Origin of the sequence: Paraburkholderia sp. A3BS-1L (genome assembly GCF_051125215.1) — a bacterium.
Classification (GTDB): domain Bacteria; phylum Pseudomonadota; class Gammaproteobacteria; order Burkholderiales; family Burkholderiaceae; genus Paraburkholderia.
The window spans coordinates 2,107,676-2,128,776 of the sequence record NZ_CP120442.1; the positions used below are offsets into that span (position 1 = coordinate 2,107,676).

Annotated in this window: 16 protein-coding genes and 1 pseudogene; 2 read left to right on the forward strand and 15 right to left on the reverse strand. The window is 65.4% G+C overall.

What is annotated here, in order from left to right; translation table 11 throughout:
• The 3 genes from P5W99_RS09515 to P5W99_RS09525 are packed head-to-tail and all read right to left on the reverse strand — an operon-like array spanning position 1 to position 3,292.
• The gene (locus P5W99_RS09515) at positions 1–1,155 is read right to left on the reverse strand and encodes a lipoate--protein ligase family protein (protein WP_434660381.1); all 1,155 of its coding nucleotides are present in this window, start codon (positions 1,153–1,155) and stop codon (positions 1–3) included.
• Positions 1,152–2,330 carry a phenylacetate--CoA ligase family protein gene (locus P5W99_RS09520; protein ID WP_434660383.1) on the reverse strand — a complete coding sequence of 393 codons (1,179 nt, stop codon included), beginning with the start codon at positions 2,328–2,330 and terminating at the stop codon, positions 1,152–1,154. The genes P5W99_RS09515 and P5W99_RS09520 overlap by 4 nt, the downstream gene beginning before the upstream one ends.
• Before the next feature lie 56 nt (positions 2,331–2,386).
• The gene (locus tag P5W99_RS09525; RefSeq protein ID WP_434662521.1) at positions 2,387–3,292 is read right to left on the reverse strand and encodes an SDR family NAD(P)-dependent oxidoreductase; all 906 of its coding nucleotides are present in this window, start codon (positions 3,290–3,292) and stop codon (positions 2,387–2,389) included.
• Positions 3,293–3,650: 358 nt separating this feature from the next.
• Here P5W99_RS09525 and P5W99_RS09530 point away from each other — a divergent pair, with 358 nt between their 5' ends.
• A complete protein-coding gene (locus P5W99_RS09530) occupies positions 3,651–4,553 on the forward strand; it encodes a LysR substrate-binding domain-containing protein (RefSeq protein WP_434660384.1) in 903 nt (300 codons plus the stop codon).
• A gap of 44 nt (positions 4,554–4,597) precedes the next feature.
• Here the strand turns inward: P5W99_RS09530 and P5W99_RS09535 are convergent, their stop codons facing one another.
• The 5 genes from P5W99_RS09535 to P5W99_RS09555 form a co-directional block, all read right to left on the reverse strand.
• On the reverse strand, positions 4,598–5,755 hold the full coding sequence (locus tag P5W99_RS09535) for an acyl-CoA dehydrogenase family protein (RefSeq protein WP_434660386.1): 1,158 nt from the start codon (positions 5,753–5,755) through the stop codon (positions 4,598–4,600).
• A 78-nt stretch (positions 5,756–5,833) separates the two neighbouring features.
• The gene (locus tag P5W99_RS09540; protein WP_434662523.1) at positions 5,834–7,363 is read right to left on the reverse strand and encodes a class I adenylate-forming enzyme family protein; all 1,530 of its coding nucleotides are present in this window, start codon (positions 7,361–7,363) and stop codon (positions 5,834–5,836) included.
• Between the two features lie 208 nt (positions 7,364–7,571).
• Positions 7,572–9,890 carry a cytochrome P450/oxidoreductase gene (locus tag P5W99_RS09545; protein WP_434660388.1) on the reverse strand — a complete coding sequence of 773 codons (2,319 nt, stop codon included), beginning with the start codon at positions 9,888–9,890 and terminating at the stop codon, positions 7,572–7,574.
• Between the two features lie 129 nt (positions 9,891–10,019).
• Positions 10,020–11,306 (reverse strand): cytochrome-c peroxidase, encoded by a 1,287-nt coding sequence (locus tag P5W99_RS09550; protein ID WP_434660390.1) that lies wholly within the window; start codon positions 11,304–11,306, stop codon positions 10,020–10,022.
• 2 nt (positions 11,307–11,308) lie between these two features.
• Positions 11,309–12,592, reverse strand: coding sequence for an alkaline phosphatase family protein (locus tag P5W99_RS09555; protein ID WP_434660392.1), 1,284 nt, complete (start codon positions 12,590–12,592; stop codon positions 11,309–11,311).
• Positions 12,593–12,944: 352 nt separating this feature from the next.
• Between P5W99_RS09555 and P5W99_RS09560 the strand changes: the two genes are divergently transcribed.
• Complete coding sequence (locus tag P5W99_RS09560; RefSeq protein ID WP_434660394.1) at positions 12,945–14,486, forward strand: NYN domain-containing protein; 1,542 nt, start codon at positions 12,945–12,947, stop codon at positions 14,484–14,486.
• 250 nt (positions 14,487–14,736) lie between these two features.
• Here P5W99_RS09560 and P5W99_RS09565 read toward each other — a convergent pair.
• The 7 genes and pseudogenes from P5W99_RS09565 to P5W99_RS09595 form a co-directional block, all read right to left on the reverse strand.
• A pseudogene (locus tag P5W99_RS09565) lies at positions 14,737–15,027 on the reverse strand (hypothetical protein); the annotation flags it as partial.
• A 38-nt stretch (positions 15,028–15,065) separates the two neighbouring features.
• Positions 15,066–15,209 carry a hypothetical protein gene (locus tag P5W99_RS09570; protein WP_434660395.1) on the reverse strand — a complete coding sequence of 48 codons (144 nt, stop codon included), beginning with the start codon at positions 15,207–15,209 and terminating at the stop codon, positions 15,066–15,068.
• A 37-nt stretch (positions 15,210–15,246) separates the two neighbouring features.
• Positions 15,247–15,846 carry a LutC/YkgG family protein gene (locus tag P5W99_RS09575; protein WP_434660396.1) on the reverse strand — a complete coding sequence of 200 codons (600 nt, stop codon included), beginning with the start codon at positions 15,844–15,846 and terminating at the stop codon, positions 15,247–15,249.
• Positions 15,833–17,278 (reverse strand): lactate utilization protein B, encoded by a 1,446-nt coding sequence (locus P5W99_RS09580; RefSeq protein WP_434660397.1) that lies wholly within the window; start codon positions 17,276–17,278, stop codon positions 15,833–15,835. Before P5W99_RS09580 ends, P5W99_RS09575 begins: the two co-directional genes overlap by 14 nt.
• Positions 17,275–18,018 (reverse strand): (Fe-S)-binding protein, encoded by a 744-nt coding sequence (locus P5W99_RS09585; protein WP_421043503.1) that lies wholly within the window; start codon positions 18,016–18,018, stop codon positions 17,275–17,277. Before P5W99_RS09585 ends, P5W99_RS09580 begins: the two co-directional genes overlap by 4 nt.
• Before the next feature lie 80 nt (positions 18,019–18,098).
• Complete coding sequence (locus P5W99_RS09590) at positions 18,099–19,322, reverse strand: porin (protein WP_434660400.1); 1,224 nt, start codon at positions 19,320–19,322, stop codon at positions 18,099–18,101.
• 53 nt (positions 19,323–19,375) lie between these two features.
• Positions 19,376–20,845, reverse strand: coding sequence for an APC family permease (locus tag P5W99_RS09595; protein WP_434660401.1), 1,470 nt, complete (start codon positions 20,843–20,845; stop codon positions 19,376–19,378).
• Positions 20,846–21,101: the final 256 nt, after the last annotated feature.

The window sequence follows — 21,101 nt, forward strand, 5'->3', positions numbered from 1 at the left end:
CTAAACGATGAAAGACGAAGCGCTCATGCCACCGCTGCGCGCGCGGGCCAGTTCATCTAGCGCCTTGTCGAGCGCCGCGAGCAGATGCACCGGTTCGACGCCCGCGAACTCCACGTCCTCGCGCGCGAGGAACGCTTCGATATGCGCGCCGCACGCCTCGCGCGTGGCAGCCAGCCCCGCGAAGCCTTCCTCGAGCCAGTCCACCGAGCGCAGCGGCCGGGGATGCCAGTCGCCGTTCACGATCGCGCGCTGCACCACGCCGCGGCGCACCAGCAGGCTCAGCCAGATGAGCCCGGCCGGCGCCTTCTCGCGGCCCCGCACGACCTGGTCGCCGGCCTGCGTGATGGGCCCATAGCGCGTGGCTTCGCTCTTTTGATGGAACCAGGCATCGTCGACGAGTTCGCTCGCGTATTGCTGCGCGTAGGCCCGCTCCGTTTCGCCCAACTCGCCGGGCGCGAGCGCGACGTTGCCGAATGCGCTGCGCACGCAGGCCTGAGCCCAGGCGCGCAATTCGGCCTCGCTCACCGCGCGGCCCAACTCCTGCTCCAGATACGTGTAGCGCGAACCGAGATCCTTGTGCTTCTTGTCCTTGACCTTCTCCGGCGCCATCGGCATCGCGCGCGCGGCAATCGCCGTGTCGATGGCCTTCACGTTCAGCAGGATGCGGAACGTGAGCACGCCGCCCTCGATCTTCATCGACGTGGCGACCAGCTTGCGGCCATCGATCTCGACGTCATTGAGCGGCCGGTACGCCGCAGCGAGCCCGAACCCCTCGCGCAACGCTTGCGCCACGTGGCCGAGAATGGCCGGGAACGCAGCCGCCGCCGTGGCCGGCACGCCGGGCAAATCGACCGGCAGATACAGCGCGAGAAATGCCGAGCCACGGCCCGCATAGATCGCCCCGCCGCTGTTCACGCGCCGCCGCACGAGCACGTTGTTGGCGCGGCAGAACGGCAGGTCGAGTACCTGGTTCGGGTCTTCGTTCACCCCCACGGTGATGCTGTCGCCGTCGAAGATGCTCAGGAGCACCGTAGGCGGCGCGAGCCGCTCGGCCACGGCGCGCTCGACGGCGGGCGAAACCGAGGTCGAGAAATCCGCGTAGTTGTGCTGGCCCACGACATAGCGCCACGGTGCGGGTGCGGCTGTTGCGTTCATGTTGTCTGCCTCCGTTCGTCCTGCACGAGCGCCGCGCCTTCGAGCGTGTCGACTGCCTCGATGGCATCGGCGTGAATCAGCGTCTGGCGCCTGAAGCGCTCGGCGATGGCCTCCATGTCGGCGGGTGTACCTTCGACGAGCAGCGTGAGATGGTCACCGCCAAGCGCCTTCGAGCGCACCACGATCCGGTAAGCGCCCGTCGCGCCCGCGACTCCCTGCAGCACGCGCTTCAACTCGGACGGATAGACCTTCACGCCCTTGACCTTCACCATCGAATCGACGCGCCCGAACACCACGCGCGGCAGCGACACCGTGCGGCCATGCACGCTCGCCGTGCGTTCGAGCACGGCGAGGTCGCCGGTGCGATAGCGCACGAGCGGCTGCAACTCTTTCTGCAAATGCGTGAGCACGAGTTCGCCGCGCTCGCCTTCGGGCAATGGCGCGCCGGTGTCGGGGTCGATCACCTCGGCGTGGAGCAGTTCGTCGAAGACATGCACGCCCGTGCCGCCCGGAAACGTCCGCGCCACCGGAAGACATTCGGATAACGAATAACTGTCGATGAGCAGCGTGCCGGGCATGGCAGCCCGCACGCACGCATAAAGCGCCTCGTTGCCGCTGAACGGCTCGCCGCCCGCGAAGAACACGCGCGGCACGGGACAGCCCGCTTCGATCAGCTTGAGCGCATGCGTGGGATTGCCCGCGAGCACCGTTACGCCGCACTGGCGCGCCACCTGAGCCGCGCGCTCCGTTTCGCCGGGACCGTGCGGGATGCACGCGACGCCGCGCGCCTCCATCTGGCTTTGATAAAACATCCCCGCGACGAACAGGTGATAGCCGAATGTGACCATGCAGACGTCGCCGGGGCCGATGCCGCAGGCGTCCAGATGCTGGCCGCACGCCGATTCCATCGCGCGCAGATCGGCGGCGCTGTGCAGGATCGGCACGAGCGCCGGGCCCATCGGCGTGAGATGAATGCGCACGGGCGGCACGTGAGGCGCGAACGCTCCATAACCCGTCTTGCCCATTTCGGCCACGATCTGGGCGCGCGACATGAGCGGCACGCGTTCGGCGAATTCCGCCGCGCTCGCGATGCTGCGCGGCAAGCGTCCCGCATGGAACGGATGCGCGTGCAGGCGTTCGAGCTGCGCATTGAGCCGATCGATCGGATCGTGCATGTCTCCTCCGTGATTGAGGCTGCCGGCCATGCCGGCCGCCCGCGCCGCGCGCAAGTTCAGACCGGATCCCAGCTAAATACATCGGCGGAAACATCGAGCGGATGAAACGAGCCGCGCAGCGCGGGCATGGCGTGCTCCGCGATCGTCTCGGCCGTCCAGCCTTCGCCGCGATGCACCGAGCGCACGGGACGCGGCTGGCTCATCAGGAAAATCTCGTTGTTGCGCACCGCGAAGATCTGCCCCGAGACATCGGCGGCCTGCTCGCTCGCGAGAAACACCGCGAGCGGCGCGATCTTCGCAGGCGTCATCTGCTTGATTTTTTCGACGCGCGCTTGCTGCTCCTGCGAATCGATCTTGATCGAATCGATCATGCGGCTCCATGCGAACGGCGCGATGCAGTTCGATCGCACCCCGAACTTCTGCAAGTCGACCGCAATGGACTTCGAAAGCCCCGCGATACCGAGCTTCGCGGCGCTGTAGTTGGCCTGCGCGAGATTGCCGATCAGGCCCGAGGTCGAGGTCATGTGCACGAAAGCGCCGCTGCGCTGATCCTTGAAATGGTCGGCGGCCGCGCGCGACACGTGATAAGAGCCGTACAAATGTACCTTCACGACCGCATCGAATTCCTCCTCGCTCATCTTGTGGAAAAAGCGGTCGCGCAAAATGCCGGCGTTGTTCACCACGCAGTCGACGCGGCCAAACACGTCGAGCGCGTGCTTCACGATGCGGGCTGCGCCTGCGGCTTCGGCCACGCTGTCCGTGTTGGCCGTGGCCTCGCCGCCGAGCGCCGCGATCTCGTTCACCACGGCCTGCGCGGGGCCGTCGTTGTGACCCTCGCCGGAAAGCGAGGCGCCCACGTCGTTGACCACCACCTTCGCGCCCTGACGCGCCATGGCCAGCGCAATGTCACGGCCAATGCCACCGCCCGAACCCGTCACCACCACCACCTTGCCTGCCAGCATCCGTTGCGTCGTCATCGTTCGTGCTCCCGCTGCCCGCATGGTGCGAGCCTCCGTTCGAATGGGTGAATCCGTTATGCCGGCGCGCTTTACCACAGTTCGTCACGCCGCTTGTCCGGTTTGCAGCTTGACGCAACGCACGCGCACACACAATTTGAATATGCCGAATGCCCGATTCGTCCACGATTAACCCGTAATTCCGCTAATGGCGCGTATTGCGCTGCGGCGCAATAATGCGCAGAATCCGCGAGACCTTGGCCATTTGCATCTATCGTTCAAACGAACGTGTTCAGGCTCGTTCAAACGAACGTTGAATCAGCGGCGCGCTCTCGCGCAGACTAGAGCACCACCGAGCGAACCCATGCATTTCGATCTTGTCGACCTCAAGCTCTTCACGCACGTGGCGGAGGCCAGCAGCCTCACGCGCGGCGCGGAACGCGCGCATCTCTCGCTGCCCGCTGCGAGCACGCGCATCAAGAATCTCGAAGAGCAAGTCGGCGTGAAGCTGCTTTCGCGCACGAGCCAGGGCGTGACGCTCACCGCGCCCGGGGAGACGCTGCTCGCGCACGCGCGGCGCGTGCTCAAGCAACTCGAGCAATTGCGGGGCGATCTTCAGGAGTACTCGGAGGGCGTCAAGGGTCACGTGCGCGTGTTCGCGAACACCACGGCCATGAGCGAATTCCTGCCCGCCGTGCTGCGCACCTATCTCATCAACCATCCCGATGTGTATGTGGACATTCACGAGCGGCTGAGTCCCGACATCGTGCGCGCCGTGCTGGACGGCAGTGTCGACATCGGCATCGTGGCCGGCGACGTGCGCACCGAGGGCTTGCAGGTCATGCCGTACCGGCGCGACCGCCTCGTGCTTGCCACCGCGCTCTCGCATCCGCTCGCACACGCGAGCGAAATCGACTTTGCCGACACGCTGGGCCACGACTTCGTAGGACCGCCCGACGAAAGCGCGATCTACGCATTCCTCAAGCGCGCGTCCTCGAATTTGCAGCGCACCATCCGCTGGCGCATTCAGGTCAGCAACTTCGAAGCCGCCTGCCGCATGATCGAAGCGAACATCGGCATTGGCGTGCTGCCCGAGGGCACCGCGCGCCGCCACGCGAAAACCATGGCGCTCAAGATCGTGCCGCTCACCGACGAGTGGGCCGTGCGCAAGCTGCAGATCTGCGTGGCCGATCGCGAGGCGCTGCCGCTGTTCGCGCGCAAGCTCGTCGATCTGCTGGTGGCCGACGGCATCGGCCGGCTCGAATGAGACGGTCAGGGCCTGTGCATACGGATAGCAGGCCTTGAGGCGCTTTAAAGCGCTTGCGCGTCGCGCATCATGTTGCGTGCAATGACGATCTGCTGAATCTGGCTCGTGCCCTCGTATATGCGGAACAGGCGCACGTCACGGTAGAAACGCTCGATGCCGTATTCGGCCATATAGCCCGCGCCGCCGAAGATCTGCACCGCGCGGTCGGCTACGCGCCCGCACATCTCCGAGGCAAAGAGCTTCGCACACGCGGCTTCGGTGCTCACGTTGCGGCCATCGTCGCGGCGGCGCGCGGCATCCAGCACCATGCAGCGCGCAGCGTAGAGTTCGGCCTGGCTATCGGCGAGCATGGCCTGCACGAGCTGGAATTCGCCGATCGGCTGGCCGAACTGCTCGCGCTCCGTCGCGTAGCGCAATGCGTCGTCGAGCATGCGCTGCGCCACCGCCACGCAAATCGCCGCAATATGAATGCGGCCCTTGTCGAGCACCTTCATCGCGGTTTTGAAGCCCACGCCCTCCTTGCCGCCGATGATGTTTTCGGCCGGCACTTTCACGTTATCGAAGATCACGTCGCAGGTATGCGCCCCCTTCTGGCCCATCTTGCGATCGCGCTTGCCGAAGCTGATGCCGGGCGTGCGTGCATCGACGATGAACGCGGTGATGCCGCCCGCACGCGGCTCGTCGGGATTGGTGCGCGCCATCAGCGTGAACATGCCCGCCTGCGGCGCGTTCGTGATGAAGCGCTTGGTGCCGTTTACGACGTAGTGGTCGCCGTGGCGCTCGGCGCGCGTCTTGAGCGAGGCCGCGTCGGAGCCCGAGCCCGGTTCTGTGAGTGCGAAGCTCGCGATGACTTCGCCGGTCGCGAGCTTCGGCAGCCAGCGGGCCTTTTGCTCCTCGGTGCCGTCGATCACGATGCCCTGCGAGCCGATGCCCACCGTCGTGCCGATGATCGAACGAAACGCGGGTGACGTTTTGCCGAGCGCGAACATCACAAGCACTTCTTCTTCCATCGTGAGATCGAGGCCGCCGTAGGCTTCGGGAATCGTGAGGCCGAAAAGGCCCATCGCTTTCATGTCGTTCACGATGTCGGCGGGAATCTCGTCGGTTTCCGCCACACGCTCTTCGTTCGGCACGAGACGCTCGCGCACGAAGCGCGAGACGTTGTCGAGCAGCACGTTCATCGTTTCCTGGTCGCGAATCATGATGTGTATTCCTTATCAGTTTCATGCCGGCATGCGCGGTTCCACCCAGAGCATGCCGCTTCGAATTGACAGGGCGCGCTAGCGGCGGCGCGCGGCGAGTTCGCGCAGCGGCTGCTTTTGCAGCTTGCCGCTCGCGGTGGTGGGAATCATGTCGATGGGCACGATCTGAACGGGCCGCTTGTACGGCGAGAGGCGCTCGCTGATATAGCGATGCAATGCGTCGACATCGAGTGCCGCGCCCTCTTTCGGCTCCACGAAGGCCACCACTTCCTCATTGCCTTCGGCGTCGGTGCGGCCCACCACGGCCGACAGGCGCACCGCGTCGTACGTGTTGATGACCGATTCCACTTCGATCGGATAGACGTTGAAGCCCGAGCGGATGATGAGGTCCTTCGACCGGCCGACGATAAAGAGCGCGCCATCCGCTTCGAGCCGCCCGAGATCGCCGGTCCTGAGCCATCCATCGGCATCGATCGTCTCGGCCGTGAGCGCCGGATCGCGATAGTAGCCGTGCATGACGCCAGGGCCGCGCACCCACAGCTCGCCCGCTTCGCCGCGCGCGACGCTCTGGCCATCGGGGCCCATGATGCGCAGTTCCGCGCCTTCGACGATCTCGCCCGATGCGGTGTCCTTGCGCGGCCGGTCCATGCGCGTGATGAAGAGCGAGCCCGCGTATTCGGTCATGCCATAGCCATGGTGGAGCGGCATGCCGAAGAGCGCTTCCACCTGGTGCTTCAAGGTGGGATCGAGCGGGCCGCCGCCCGTGTAGAGGTAGCGCAGACGCGGCGCCCGAACCGCCCCGCCGTGCTCGCGCACCCACGCGACGATGCGCGTGAACATCGTGGGCACGCCCTGCAGGATCGAGATTTCCGACGCGCCCAGCGCCCTCACCACTTCCTCGGCCGAGAAGCGAGCGGCCAGATAGAGGCTCGCGCCCGCCTCGAAGGTGGCGAGCAGCAGCGTCGCGAGGCCGAAGATATGCGACATCGGCATGACCGCATAGGCGCAGTCGGCGGGCGTCATGTTGCGCGAGATGGCAGAGACGCGCGCGAAATGCAGCAGCCCGCGATGCGTGGCCATCACGCCCTTGGGCTGACCTGTCGTGCCCGAGGTATAGATGAGGAGCGCGACCTCGCGGGCGAGCGATTCGGGCTCGCGCACGGCTTGCGGTTCGGGGTCCGCCATCATCAGCGGGCCGAGCCCTTGCGGCGCGATCTCTTTCGCGCGCTGACGCACGCCGTGGCGCAGCGCATCGGGCGAGGCCCCATGTGTAAACAGCATCAGACGCGGCCCGCAATGCGCGCGGATCGTTTCGATCTCGCGCTCCGAGAGCCGCGCGTTGACGATGGCCGGCCACGCGCCGATTTCCGAAAGCGCGAACAGCAGCGTGATGACGGCCGGGCAGTTCTCGGCCACGATCATCACGCGGTCGCCGGTGCTCACGCCTTGCGCGCGCAAGAAACGCTGGGCCGCCTCCACATTGCGCCAAAGCTCGCCGAAGCTGGTTTCACGGCCCTCTTCACGAATCGCCGTGGCCTCGGGCGCGGCCTGTGCCCAATGCCGCGCGATGTCGCTGATTTTGCGCGCCGCCCGCGCCGCCCCTGTCACCACCTTCGCCTCCGATCCTGGCTTGTTCGTTTCCCGCACGGCGCGTATGCGCGCGCCGCCTCTCGACAGGGCTCAGTGTGGTGGAGCCGCGCGCGGCCAACAATTCGTTTTCAAAGAAGCCGGCATTCGTCTGGCCGGAAGTCGGCATTAGTCCCGATGGCCGGAGGCTGTTCCGGCCCCGATGCGCTTGTGCGCCGCCGCTCCACCTCTACAGCTCGAGTATCAGCCGTTTGCCTTTTGCGCGCGAGCAGCAGGTCATCATGCGCGTCTGGGTCTCGCGTTCGGCACGCGTGAGCACCACGTCGCGGTGATCGATCTCGCCCGACAGCACGCGCACCTCGCACGAGCCGCACAGGCCCTCTTCGCAGTCGCTCTGCACGTCGATATTCGCGGCGCGCAGCGCATCGAGCACGGTCTGGTCCGCCGCCACCTCCAGCACGACGCCCGAGTCCTTGAGTTCGACTTCGAACGCATGCTCGTGCGCCGGGTCGAGCTTGCCCGCGCGCGCGACGAAGTGCTCCATGCGCAACGTGTCTTCCGGCCACGCAGCGCTCGCGGCAGCCAGCGCATCGAGCATGCGCGCGGGACCGCACGCATAGACGCGCGTGCGTCCCTCCACGCGCAGTGCGCCGAAATCGTTGCGCGTGCCTTCATCGGAGACGTAAAGGCGCAGCCACTCGCCATGCAACTGCATGAGTTCCGCGACGAACGCCATGCTGCCGCGCGAGCGGCCGCTATAGTGCAGTTCGTAGTCGATGCCGAGCTCGCGCGCGCGGCGCGCCATCGCGCTGATTGGCGTGATGCCGATGCCGCCCGCGATGAAAATGGCCCGATGCCCTGACTCAACCGTTTCGTCGAGCCGGAAATGATTGCGAGGTCCGCGAATTCTCACGCGCATGCCCTCGCGCAGCGTGTCGTGTACCCATGCGGAACCGCCCCGGCTTTGCGTTTCGCGCAGCACCGCGATTTCGAACGCGCCCGTATCAGCGGGGTCGCCGCACAGCGAATACTGGCGCGACAGCACACCCTCACGACCGTTGCCATACTCGCCGCATTCGAGGTCGATATGCGCGCCGGGCGCCCAGCGCGGCAGCGTCGCGCCCTCGGGCGCGGCCAGACGCAGCCGCACGATGCCAGCCGCCACGGTGTCCATACGCTCGACCACCACGGGGCGGCTCAACGCATGCGACGACGGCTCGCCAATCCGTACGGCCGCCCGCGCGCCAGATGACGCGGAACGGGTGCGCTCGGGGTTTTGCGCCGGGTCCCACTCCACCCACAAATGCTCCGGACCCCGAAACGAGGTATTGGGCACGTAGGTGAACCTCTGCTCCGCGAGCCGCATATGCGGCAACCGCCGCGTGAACTCGTCGAGAAAGATCTGCATCTCCATGCGCGCGAGATTCTTTCCCATGCACTGGTGCGCGCCATAGCCGAACGTAACGTGATCGCTCGCGTTGTCGCGGCGAATGTCGAACAGATCAGCATCGGCAAAATGCCCCTCGTCGTGATTCGCCGACGAGGTCACGATCAGCAGCTTCGAGCCCGCGGCAATGTCGACGCCTCCGATGCGCACATCCTTCGTCGCAAGCCGCCGCCACGCCGCAATCGAGCCGTTGTGGCGCAGGCATTCCTCCACGGCGTTCGGTATCAGGCTCGGGTCTTCGCAGAGCTCGCGCCACGCGCGCGGGTGCTGCAACAGCAGCTTCATCGCATTGGCCGTGGCGTTGGCCGTAGTCTCGTGCGCGGCCACGATGCCCGCCATCATCATCGAATGCAGATACGAGTCGGTGACGATCTCGGGATGCGCCTGCTGCTTGCGGATGCCGTATTGCATCCATCCATGGCCCTCGGGGTTCTGGCGCATCTTCGCCAGCACCTTGCCCGCGAACTGCCAGAAGTTGCCTACCGCGTGCGCCACCGCCACCTGCTCTTCGGGGCGCGGACGCCCCCAGGTATTGACCGTGTGCGCAATCGAGTAGCGGCGCAGCATGTCCATGTCTTCCTCGGGCACGCCGAGAAAATGCAGCGCCACCGTGAGCGGCACCTCCCAGAGCATCTGGTCGACGAGATCGGCTCGGCCCGTGTCGATGAAACGGTCGACGTACTCGCGCGCGAGGCGCCGCACCAGCGGTTCGTGGCGCTTCAGCTGCTCGGGCGTGAACGGCTCCATCAGCACGCGGCGGCGCGGCATGTGCGCGGGCTCGTCTTCGTTCACGAGCGTGCGGTTCATGGCGTAGCCATACGACTCGAGCACCGCGTTGGCCTCGGGCCCTGTGGGTGTGATCTTTTCGAGCGCGATCGAGGGCGAGAACGTGAGGTTGTCGCGGAAGATCGCCTTGATGTCGTCGTAGCGCGTGACGACCCAATAACCTAGTTGCGGGCTGTAGAACACGGGCTCCTGCTCGCGCGCCCAGCGCACGTACTCGGGCGGGTCCTGCTGGTAGCCATCGCTGAACGGGTCGAACGCTGCCGCGTTCGCGCTCACGGGGCAGCGCCCCGCGGCCTCGTGGGGGGCCTCGCCCATGGTGTCGCCTCCTGCATCGCGGTTACGCTGGTTTGTATCCATTTGCGTAACTCTAGTACGCCTCGCGCGATGCAAAAGATCGGGGTTAACCTCCAAGCGCCTGATCGGCGAAACCAGACACTTTGGGGGTCATGGCCGATAACCGTCGTCGAGCGTCTTCAGGAAGGCGATCACATCGTCGATGTCGCGCGCGTTCCAGACTGGCTTGCCGCCCAGTTTGCCAGTCAGCGGCGCATCGGTGGTGTCGACGTTGCGGCGCAACGCAGGCGGCAAATCATCGAACTTCACGACCTGACCCTGGCGATCGCGCGGATACCACTTCTCCGGGTTCGTGTCGCGCTCGACGTAGAAGCGCAGCGCGTCGCGCAGCGTATGGAAGCGCCCGTTGTGAAAGAACACCTGGCGCGTGGCCACGTTGCGCAGCGTGGGCGTCTTGAAGAAACCGCAAAGGGCCTGGTCTGCGGACAGATCGTGGCGCAGCGGCCCGCATAGCCCCTCGTCGTGGTACGCGGGATCGCGATTGACGCGCAGTTCGGGGTTGCGCGGCACGCCGAGCGCCTCGAACTGGAAATCGGTGAAGAGCGGATGCGCGCCGTTCGCGCCGGGCTGGTCGATATGGCACGACGCGCAATTGCCGCCGTGCGGGTCGTCGAAGAGCTGCTTGCCGCGCCGCTCGCTCGCGGTGAGTTGCGCCTTGCCGTCGAGGTAATAGTCGAACTTGCTCGTGTACGGGTGGAAATCGGGCTCTTCGAGTTCGTAACGCTCGATGGCCGCCATGGCCTGGCGCAGCGCCACTTGCGGGGAGTCGAACACCGTTTCGCCGTAGACCTGCTTGAAGCGCGCCGCGTACGGGGCGCGCGCGAGCTTCGCAACGACCGAAGCGGCGTCGCGGTTCGCCATCTCGCCGGGGTTGAATAGCGGGAACGTGGCCTGGTCGCTCAGACGGTTGAAACGCCCATCCCAGCCGAAGCCGCCGGACGGCGCGTTGTCGTCCTCGAAGCGCTCGCTGAAGCTCGCCGCCTGCGCATGCGTCCAGAGCGGCGTGCGGTCGAGCACGTAGCGCAGCGTCGGCACGGCGCGCGTGCCTTGCGTGCGCAGACCGGCGCCGCCGAACTGCGCGGCGAGGCCGTTCGGCGGCCCATACGCATGCGCGGGGCTGTGGCAGCTCGCGCACGACATTCGCCCCGAGGCCGAAAGCGACGGGTCGTGGAACAGCAGCTTGCCGAGCGCGCGGGCGTCGCTAAAGTCCACGGGCGTCGCGGTGGCCGGCGGGGTGGCAGGCAAGGTGGCAGCCGCCCGACTCGGAATGCGCTGAACCTGTGCGTGGACCGCCCCCAGGCTCAGGCCCAGCGCAACAGTAGCCACCACCGCTGCAGCAACGGTGGCGGGGGTCGCGCTCGTAAAACCGGCTTTCATGCTTACAGGTTCGTGAAGATATCGTTGCCGAACCCCGCAAGCCCTGCCTGCCCCGCATAGCCGAGATGGGCGAGGCCGAAGATGTCCTCGATGCTCTTGAGCATCGAATAATGGTTGTACGCCACTGTCGAGACCGTGCCCGGCTTGATGAACTTAGAGATCATCACCGCGCCGGTCTGGTCGCCGCCGAAGTTCGACTTCGTCATGACCAGCGAAATGTTGCCGAGCGACGACGGCAGCCCCGGAATCGCGCTGGCCGGCACCGAGCCATATGCCTCCGACTGCGGGAACGCGGCGAGGTTCGGCCCCGGCGCCTGGCTGCAACAGGTGCTGCCCGCGTAGGTGAGCGTCAGCGTGGCCGGGCTCTTGCTCGTGTCCAGCGTCTGGCTCGCGTAGCTGCTCTCGTCGAAATTGATGATCAGGAGTCCGTCCTGTTTGAACGCCGCCGACGAAGTAATAATGGGCACCCACTTTTCGAGGAACGCATTCGCACTCGTCAAGCCGCCGGGCTGGCCGTTCACGCACGGCGAGTCATGGCCGTCGTTGCACAGGTTCGGCGTGATGAAGTTGAAGTTGGCCGTGGTCGCGACCGACTGGAGGTCGGCCTGCAGCTTCTCCAGATTCACGACGTTCGTGCCGCAGTCGGGCGAATCGATGATCGAGTGAAAGTACACGAACGGATTGTGGCGCGTCGCGTACTGGTCACCCAGCGGCACGGCCGCGCTCGGCGCCTGCGCGCGCTGCGTGAGGTCCACGGCGTTCAGCGCCGGGTGGCCGCAAGTGGCGGCTTCGCGCGACGGGTCATTGCCCATGTCCTCTTCGTAGCCCTTCCACGTGAAGCCGGCCGCCTTCAGTTGGTCGGGCAGCGTCTTGATGTTCGCCGGAAACACACAGCCCGTGCCGATCGCCTGGCCATCGGAAGTCATCCCGGTCAGGTTGTAGTCCTCGTAAGTCGAGCAGTCGTTATCCGTTTGCGGTGTCGGCGCCTGGCCGCTCAGCATGGAGATGTAGTTGTCGAGGCTCACATGGCCCGTGCCGTAGTAGTTCTGCACGAGCGCTCCTTGCGAAGCCAGCGTCTGTGCCAGATAAGGCGCCTTCGTGCTGGAGCCGAAGGTGCTCGCGTAGTTCTCGTTCTCGAGCGTGATGATGAACACGTGACGAATCTGCTGCTGGCCGGTCACGGCGGGATGCGAGGAGCCGCAGGCGCTCACGAAGAGCGCAGTGCAAAGCGCGGCAAGGATGGACGCGTAAAACGCCCAAAGCTTGCCGCTGAAACGTATAGCCATGGAAGTCCTCTGTTTTGTCGAGTTATTGTGGGATGCCGGGTCGGTTTTTATGGTCATGCGCTCCGCACCGTGCATGCGGGCCCTCCGGAGCCGCACAAGGTCAGGCAGACTCTGTGACGAACGCATGAAAAGCGATGCTGATCGCCTGCTAAAAACCATGCATCGTCCATATGAACTATGGCCGCGCACATCGCGAGCTGACTTGTCCAGCACGTGCACGAAATGAACAGCTTGCGCACGCCGTGATGCTCGTAGACGCGGCACGCACCTGTGCGATGCCGGTGTTTTCGGTCCGCGCCGCGGCAAGGGGCTATCATGTGCGTTCGAACAGCAGATGGAACGAACGAATCACATGGCCTCCCCTCAGGAAAACGTCAGCATGGCGGTGTTCTGCGACTTCGAGAACGTCGCGCTCGGCGTGCGCGACGCGAAGATCGACCGTTTCGATATCAAGCCCGTGCTCGAGCGGCTCCTGCTCAAAGGCAGCATCGTCGTGAAGAAGGCCTATTGCGACTGGGACCGCTACAAGGGCTTCAAGGCGTCGATGCACGAGGCGAGCTTCGAGCTCATCGAAATTCCGCACGTGCGCCAGTCGGGCAAGAATTCCGCCGATATCCGCCTCGTCGTGGACGCGCTCGATCTCTGCTATACGAAGTCGCACGTGGACACCTTCGTGATCGTGAGCGGCGACTCCGACTTTTCGCCGCTCGTCTCGAAGCTGCGCGAGAACGCCAAGAAGGTGATCGGCGTGGGCGTGAAGCATTCCACCTCCGACCTGCTCGTCGCGAACTGCGATGAGTTCATCTTCTACGACGACCTGGTGCGCGAGCTCGCGCGCGAGCAAAAGGAGCGCGCCAAGGCGCGCGGCGAAAGCGGCGCGAACGCGAAGCGCCAGTCCGGCGACGAGCGGCGCAACGCTGCCGAAAGCGCGGACGAGCGCGGCGAGGAACGCGGCGAAGAGCGCAAGTCCAAGGCCATCATGCTGGTGGTCGAGACGCTCGACGCGCTCGGCTATGAGCGTGGCGACAGCGGCAAGATCTGGGCATCGGTGCTCAAGAGCGCCATCAAGCGGCGCCGCCCCGACTTCAACGAGGCGCGCTACGGCTTCCGCGCGTTCGGCAACCTGCTCGAAGAAGCGCAGGCGCGCGGCCTGCTGGAAGTGGGCCGCGACGAGAAGTCCGGCACCTATGTGACGCGCACGAGCCAGCCGGCGAGCGCCGCGCCCGCGAGCCCGGCGGAAGAGGCAGCGCCGCGCGCGGAGCGTGCGGAGCGCGGAGAACGCGCGGAAGATTCGACGCGCTCGCGCCGCAAGGGCCGGCGCGGCGGGCGCGGCGCGGCGGCTGCCGGCGAGAACGGCCACGAGCAGGCACGCGAGGCGAGCGAAAGCAGCGAAACGCGTGAAGCGCAGGAAACGGCCGAAGCGCGTGTCTCGTTCGAATTCGAGCAAACGCGCGAGTCCGAGGCCAGCGCGGCGATGTCGAACGGCGACCTCTTCACCGAGACCGCCTCGGCGCAATCGCGCGAGGTGCATGCACCGGCTCGCGACGAAGCGCACCACGCGGGCGACATGCCGCGCTTCGGGCAGCCGCAGCACGGCGCGCACGAGCACGCGCACGCGGCGGCCGATGCACCCGCCGCCGGGGAGCACCCGGCATCCGAAGCGCCCGAGGCACCGCGGCGCGCGCGCAAGACCGCATCGCGCAAGAGCACTGGCCGCAAGAAGACTTCCGGACCCGCTGCGCAAGAGGCCCACGCCGAGCCGCCGCGCGACGTGACGGAATCTCCCGCGCCCGAAGCGAGCGCCGACGCCGAACCGGCCGGCAAAAAAGCCAAAGCGCCGAAGAAATCCCCGGCGCGCGCCCGCCGCCCGCGCAAGACGGCGGAAGAAAGCTGATCGCCGCGACCTGAACGGCAAGGCCGCGTAGCAAGCAGTGTCAATCGCCGCCGAACGGGTTCGCCGGGCGCTTGCGCGGTGGCGGCTCGCTGGCGCCGTCCTTCGGCGACGAAGGGCCGCCGAACGGATCGGCGCTCGCCTTCGAAGCCCCCGCCGGCTGCGCCCCGGTAACCGGATTCGCTGCCGGCGCGGGTCCGGGGTTGCCCGATGGGTCGGCGAACGGATCGACTTTCGCCGGCGCATGGGTGCCGCCGAACGGATCGCCTGCTGGTGCGCGCGCGGCCTCGCTCTCCTCCCCCTCTTGCGCAGCAAGGTTGTACTCCGCCTGCATCTGCGCGAGCACGCCGGCGATGCTCGCCTCGAACCCCGCCGCGTTGCCTAAATTGCGCATCGTCCAGTTGCAGCCCGTGCGGTCGGGCGTCTGTGACTGCGGTCGCGGCACGCCGATCTTCACGCCATCGTCGACGACTTCCTGGAGCCGGTGGATCCGGCGCTTCACTTCTTCCTGCAGCCGCGATGCGTTGAGAGTCTTGCGCAACATCGGCACCTCCTTTTCCATGCTCGAACCGGTGAGCGAGTCTAGCGCATGGCACGGCCGCCGAGCGCGAAACTCCAGGCAGCAAGCAGCACCGATTCGGACAGCGCGAAGTGCAGGCTCACGGCCCGCACCACGGCGATACTCGCCAGCAGGAAGCCGCTCAGCAATAGAACGTGGATGATCATTGCCGATCGCTTGAGTCAGGCACGAGCCAGCCATGAGTCACGCGCAAGCGCCGTGCGCCGCGAGCCATACCAGCGTCAGCGACCTCACCCCTTGCGCGCCCCGAATCAGCACGCCCTCGATATCGGCCGTGGCGGACGGCCCGGTCACCAGCACCGCATAGCGCGCGCTGCGAAAATCGTCGCGCCGGTAGGCATCCTGAAGGCCGGCCACGAGCGCGCCGGGATCGAGCAGCACGTAGAGATGTTGCACGAGATAGCCAAGCGCGTTCACCCCGTATTCGCGCTCGGAGAGCCACACCGAGCCCGTTTCGGCAACGCCGAAGCGCGCGCGCACGACGCCCACCTCCACGTTCTCGAGCGACTCGGGCGGCGTGGCCGGTTCGAGCGCACGCGTGCCCTGCACCTCGGGCGCCGCCGACGCGATCGACACCTGCGCGCCGAAACGCTCGCGTATCAGCGCGAGCACGGCCTCGCCCGAATCGGCCTGTGCCTCGCTGCCACCCATCAGCGCGAGCGCTGCGCCAAAGCGCGCGCGCAATTCCCCGGGCGGCGCGTCGAACAACGGCACCTCGGGCAAGTCCTGGGCCTCGGGCTGCGCCGCGCGCACGCGGGCGAGGAACGCTTCACGGCTCGCCATCGTCGCCTCCGTCGTTGTCTCCCTTGCTGCCTTTAGAGCCCTTGCGATGCTTGCGATACCAGGCATGAAAGGTCGTGGACGGAGCCTGCGGCAGCGTGCGTTGCCGGCCCCAGATATTGAGCGGGTTGTAGAGCACAAAATTGGGCAAGAGCCGCAGCGCGCCGTCGAGCGACGACACGGCCGCGCGATACATCGTCGGACTTCCCAGCAACCGCCCCGCCATCTTGAGCACTTCCTGTTTCACGAACGGCACCTCGTGCTGCGCGGCGATCACCGTGCGCCACTGGTAGATCTGCTCGTGAATGTTGATCTTCACGGGGCACACGTTGGTGCAACTGCCGTTGAGGGTGGACGCGAACGGCAACGCGCTAAAGCGCTTCAAGTCGAAGGTCGGGTTGATGATCGCGCCAATCGGCCCGGCATAGGTGCTGCCATACGAGAGACCGCCGCTGCGCCGATAAACCGGACAGGTATTCATGCACGCGCCGCAGCGGATGCACTTGAGCGAGTACCAGAAGTCGGGCATCGCGAGCCGTGCGCTGCGGCCGTTGTCGACGAGGATGAAGTGCATCTCGGCACCCTCGCGGGGCGCGCGGAAATGCGAGGTGTATTGGGTGATCGGCGAGCCCAGCGCGCTGCGCGAAAGCATGCGGATAAACACACCGAGATCGGACATGCGCGGAATCAGCTTCTCGATGCCCATCGAAACGATATGCAGCGGCGGCACGTTGGCCGAGAGATCGGCGTTGCCCTCGTTCGTGCAGACCACCACCGTGCCGGTTTCGGCCACCGCGAAATTGCAGCCCGTCATGCCCGCGGTCTTCCCGCGCACGAACCACGGGCGCGTGTTCATGCGCTGGCTCTCGGCAAGATAGTGGATGTCGTTGTTCGATGCATCGGTGCCGATCGTGCGGCCGAACACCTGGGCCACGTCATCGCGCAGCTTGTGTACGGCGGGCACGACGATATGGCTCGGCGGCTGGCCGTCGAGTTGCTGGATGCGCTCGCCAAGATCGGTTTCCATCACGGCGATGCCACGCTGTTCGAGGTACGGGCGCATCTCGCACTCGTCCGTGAGCATCGACTTGCTCTTCACGAGCGCGGTCATGCCGCGCTCGCTCAGGATGCGAAAGACCGTCTCGTTGTGCTCGCCCGCGGTATCGGCCCAGTGCACCTGCACGCCGTTCGCCTCGGCGGTGCGCGAGAACTGGTCGAGATAGTCGGCCAGATGCGAAAGCGTGTGCGCCTTGATGGCCGACGCGAGTTCGCGCAGCGCCTCCCATTCGGGAATGGCATGTGCCTGCGCGTCGCGCTTCGTGCGCAAGTCCCAGAGACGCTTGTCGTGGAAATCCACGTGTTCGGGTCGCGCGAGAAATGCGCCGGCGAGCTTCGCGTGCTCGACCCGCTTCGGGCGATCGTTCGGGGCGCTCATTCGCGTGCTCCGTTGAGCACCTGGGCGATATGAATGAAGCGCACATCGGACTGCATGCGCTGCGCACAGCCCTGCTGATGCATGAGACACGACATGTCGCCCGAGACAATGTATTGCGCGCCCGCGCTCACGTGGTCGATGACCTTGTCCTGGCCCATGCGTACCGACACCGCTTCCTCGGTCACGGCAAACGTGCCGCCGAAGCCGCAGCATTCGTCGGGCCGCTGGGGCTGTACGAACTCGATGCCCTTCACGCCCTGCAGCAACGCGAGCGGCTTCGAAAAGGGCTTGCCCGCCACCTCGGAAATAGACGCCTCGTGCAGATGGCGCAGCGCGCTGCAGCTGTTGTGCAGGCCCACGCGCCAGGGGAACTCGGCCCACGGGAATTCGCGCACGCGCAGCACGTCGTGCAGGAACTCCACGAGTTCGAAGGTGTTCGTGCGCACGCGCCGCACCGGATCGGTTTGCTCGATGGCGGTGAGATGATCGCGCACATGATTCACGCAGCTGGCCGAAGGCCCGACGATAAAGTCATATCCTTCGAAAGCGCGCGCGAACACGCGCTCCGCGCCGGCCGCCTCGGCTTGCGCGCCGCTGTTGGCCATGGGCTGGCCGCAACAGGTCTGTTCAAGCGGATAGTCGACCTCGCAGCCCAGCCGCTCCAGCAATTCGAGCGTGGCGATGCCCACTTCGGGGTAGAACGCGTCGATGAAGCACGGGACAAAAAGGGCGACTTTCATGCGAGAGCTCGCGCGAGAAAGCGGATCGGCTCATTTTAGCGCCGATCGCCCTGCGCTTGCCCGCGAACCGCCCCGCCTGCTCAAAAGTTATGGCGAATGCCCGCAATGACCGCCAATTGCTTGTCGGTGTCCGAATTCACCAGATTCGGAATCTGCGCCAGATTGCGCGTGCCGCCGCCGGCGGCATCGATACCGAGTCCCGCACCCGTTGACTTCTGGCCGATCACCACGGCATAGAGCGCCGTGCGCTTCGAGAGGCTGTACACCGTGCCCAGGTTGATCTGATGGATGCGCGTGGAGGAACCCTCATCAGGATGCGCGTCGTTGAAGATATAGGCAAAGCCGAATTGCAGCGCGGGCGAGACTTGCCACGTCGTGTTGAGCTCGGCAATATCGAACGCGATGTCCGCGCCTTGTGGCTGCGCCGTGCTCGCGAAATACTGGCTCTGAGAAAGCCGCGTATGCGTGTAGCTCAGTGCGAGCGTCACCGTATCGAGCGCATACGAACCGCCTGCGCCGTAGATATCGATCTTCTGCGCATTGTGCAGTACGCAATACGAAGCGTCGGCATTCGCGCAACTGAAATCGCCAATATATCCGACCTCCCCACCCAACGCCGCCTGGAGTGGATTGCGCAGTTGCAGATAGCCTGCGGATAGCGAAAGCGGTCCACGCGTGTAGTTTGCGGCGAGCGACCAGCCGCGGTTCTGCGAGAAGTTGCCCGCCACGCCGCCAAAGCTGAACAGACCGCCCACGGTCAGGCCGCCGAAGCTCGGGCTCACGTACTTGATCGAATTGTTGAAGTTGAACGCTTCGTTGAGATTGTCGACATCGCCGAAGTGCGAGCCGTAAAGCGTCGCCCAGTTGTTGCTCGATGCATAGACACCCATGTTGTCGGAGAACGGATCGTACTGGCGTCCCAGCGTGAGCGTGCCATAGTTCGCGTTCGCTACGCCTGCCCAGGCGTTGCGGTTAAAGAGCGTGCCGCCCTGCAGCAACGCGCCGTTCTGCGTAAAGACGCTGTTTTCCAGCGTGAAGTTCACCGTGCTGCCGCCGCCGATGTCTTCGCTGCCGGTCAGCCCCCAGCGCGACGGCACGAGGTTGCCGCCGCCCAATTGCCAGTTCGAATGCCCTTCGGTGCTGCCATCCGCACGCGTGGTCTGCTGATTCGTCGAATAGACGAGGCCGGCGTCCACCGTGCCGAAAAGTGTGACAGAGGACTGGGCGCAAGCGCCGTGCATGAAGGTGGCTAGAGCGCACGACGCCAGCGTCAGCGCCGTACGCTTGACGAGTGGGTTTTCCATATCGATGTTTTTGGAGTTTGAGAGGGGAGTGAACGCGCCGCGCGCGCCGGGTGCTATTGGCCGAAGCGCGCGTAGATGTCGGGCCGTATGCGCTTGAGCACGAAGCCGAGCACAATGCCGAACAGCGCGACCGCGAACACGATCCACGGGAACGCCCGCACGATGGGACTATCGGAGCCGGAAAGCGCGTCGAGGTTGCCGGTCAGCACGAAGCCGATCCACAGCAGGCCCATCCCGCCCAGTATCGGTGCGACGAACGCGTGCCACAGCCGCGTGTCTTTTTTCGTGACGCGAAAAAATACGACCACCGAGAAACTCGTCACGGCTTGCAGCATCACGATGCCGATGGTGCCGAGCGCCGACGTACAACTGAACACGGTATTGAACGGATCCGCGCCTGCGATCACATAGAGTCCCATCGGCAACGCCACCGTAAGCGTTTGCAGATAGCTCGCGCGATACGGCGAGCCGTATTTCGCATGCAGGCGGTCGAGCTTCGCGGGCAGTATTCCCTCGACCGAAAGCGCGTGAATGTAACGCACGATCGTGTTGTGAAACGAGAGCAGGCTCGCGAAGATGCTCGAGAGCAGAAGCACGCTCATCGCGGTGGTCATGGCGCCGCCCAGGTACTTGGTGGACTGGATGAACCAGAAGTCTCCGGGCTGCTTCGTCGCAGCCTCGACCACGTCCTTCAGGCCCCAGGCGCACACGATGGCCCACGTAACGAACGCGAAGAACACGAGAATCAGCGTGACCGACACATAGGTCGCGCGCGGCACCGTAACCTTCGGATCGCGGCACTCCTTGCCGTAAATCGCCGTGGCCTCGAAGCCGATAAACGACGCCAACGCGAACATCACGGCAATGCCTATGTGGCCGCTGAACACCTGCTTCGGTGCGAACGGCGCGAGCGTGAGGCCACTCGGGCCGCCATGGTGAATCACGATGGCGATCGAAAGCACGAGCAGGATGCCCATTTCGAGGCACATCAGCACGCCGAGCAGGCGGCTGTTCAGGTCGATGCCGCGCAGGCCCGTCACCTGCACGACGGCGATGCATGCGAACGAATACGCGTACCACGGCATCGCACTATGCAGGAGCGGCCCAAGCACGACTGTGCAGAAGAATCCGAACAGCCCGTACAGCGCGATCTGGATGCAGGTGTACGAAAGCAGCGCGACGAGCGCACCCGCCATGCCGAGCGGCCGGCCGAAGCCCGCCGTAATGTAGGCGTAAAACGCGCCGGCGCGCACGATATGCCGGCTCATCGAAGCGAAGCCCACGCTAAAAACGAGCAGCACCGCGCCCGCAATTACAAAGGCGCCAGGAATGCCCGCGCCATTGCCGAGACTGATGGCGGGCGGCACCGCGCCAAGCATGCCGGTGAGCGGTGCAGCCGCGGAGATCACGAGAAACACAATCTGCCACAAGCCGAGCAGACTGCGCGGCGCGGCGGCGGCATCGTCTGCCATGGCGCTGCCCACGAGCCCGGATGGCGCGACGGGTATTTGCGGTTCGTTCATCGTTGCCTCTGCTGGTGTCATTTTGAATTGCGCCCCGCGACACGATGAAGAACCGCGTCCGCCTGGCGCTCGTGAAAGCGAATCCCGCGTGGTCTATTGCGTGGTCTATTGCGAGATTCGATACGAGCGCATGGTAGGCGGTTAAAAATTCCCGCGATCTGACTGACCGCGCCAAATATTCGATAAATTGCGCCAACCCGTCTGGGGTTTTTACCTAACGTGTTTGCCGCTCAATCGCACCCTGATCGGGGGTTGG

What these genes read in the sequence shown, in the direction of transcription:
- P5W99_RS09515 (WP_434660381.1), bottom strand. Translation starts at nt 1,155, where the DNA reads ATGAACGCAACAGCCGCACCCGCACCGTGGCGCTATGTCGTGGGCCAG.
- P5W99_RS09520 (WP_434660383.1), bottom strand. Translation starts at nt 2,330, where the DNA reads ATGCACGATCCGATCGATCGGCTCAATGCGCAGCTCGAACGCCTGCAC.
- P5W99_RS09525 (WP_434662521.1), bottom strand. Translation starts at nt 3,292, where the DNA reads ATGCTGGCAGGCAAGGTGGTGGTGGTGACGGGTTCGGGCGGTGGCATT.
- P5W99_RS09530 (WP_434660384.1), top strand. Translation starts at nt 3,651, where the DNA reads ATGCATTTCGATCTTGTCGACCTCAAGCTCTTCACGCACGTGGCGGAG.
- P5W99_RS09535 (WP_434660386.1), bottom strand. Translation starts at nt 5,755, where the DNA reads ATGATTCGCGACCAGGAAACGATGAACGTGCTGCTCGACAACGTCTCG.
- P5W99_RS09545 (WP_434660388.1), bottom strand. Translation starts at nt 9,890, where the DNA reads ATGGGCGAGGCCCCCCACGAGGCCGCGGGGCGCTGCCCCGTGAGCGCG.
- P5W99_RS09550 (WP_434660390.1), bottom strand. Translation starts at nt 11,306, where the DNA reads ATGAAAGCCGGTTTTACGAGCGCGACCCCCGCCACCGTTGCTGCAGCG.
- P5W99_RS09555 (WP_434660392.1), bottom strand. Translation starts at nt 12,592, where the DNA reads ATGGCTATACGTTTCAGCGGCAAGCTTTGGGCGTTTTACGCGTCCATC.
- P5W99_RS09560 (WP_434660394.1), top strand. Translation starts at nt 12,945, where the DNA reads ATGGCCTCCCCTCAGGAAAACGTCAGCATGGCGGTGTTCTGCGACTTC.
- P5W99_RS09570 (WP_434660395.1), bottom strand. Translation starts at nt 15,209, where the DNA reads ATGATCATCCACGTTCTATTGCTGAGCGGCTTCCTGCTGGCGAGTATC.
- P5W99_RS09575 (WP_434660396.1), bottom strand. Translation starts at nt 15,846, where the DNA reads ATGGCGAGCCGTGAAGCGTTCCTCGCCCGCGTGCGCGCGGCGCAGCCC.
- P5W99_RS09580 (WP_434660397.1), bottom strand. Translation starts at nt 17,278, where the DNA reads ATGAGCGCCCCGAACGATCGCCCGAAGCGGGTCGAGCACGCGAAGCTC.
- P5W99_RS09585 (WP_421043503.1), bottom strand. Translation starts at nt 18,018, where the DNA reads ATGAAAGTCGCCCTTTTTGTCCCGTGCTTCATCGACGCGTTCTACCCC.
- P5W99_RS09590 (WP_434660400.1), bottom strand. Translation starts at nt 19,322, where the DNA reads ATGGAAAACCCACTCGTCAAGCGTACGGCGCTGACGCTGGCGTCGTGC.
- P5W99_RS09595 (WP_434660401.1), bottom strand. Translation starts at nt 20,845, where the DNA reads ATGAACGAACCGCAAATACCCGTCGCGCCATCCGGGCTCGTGGGCAGC.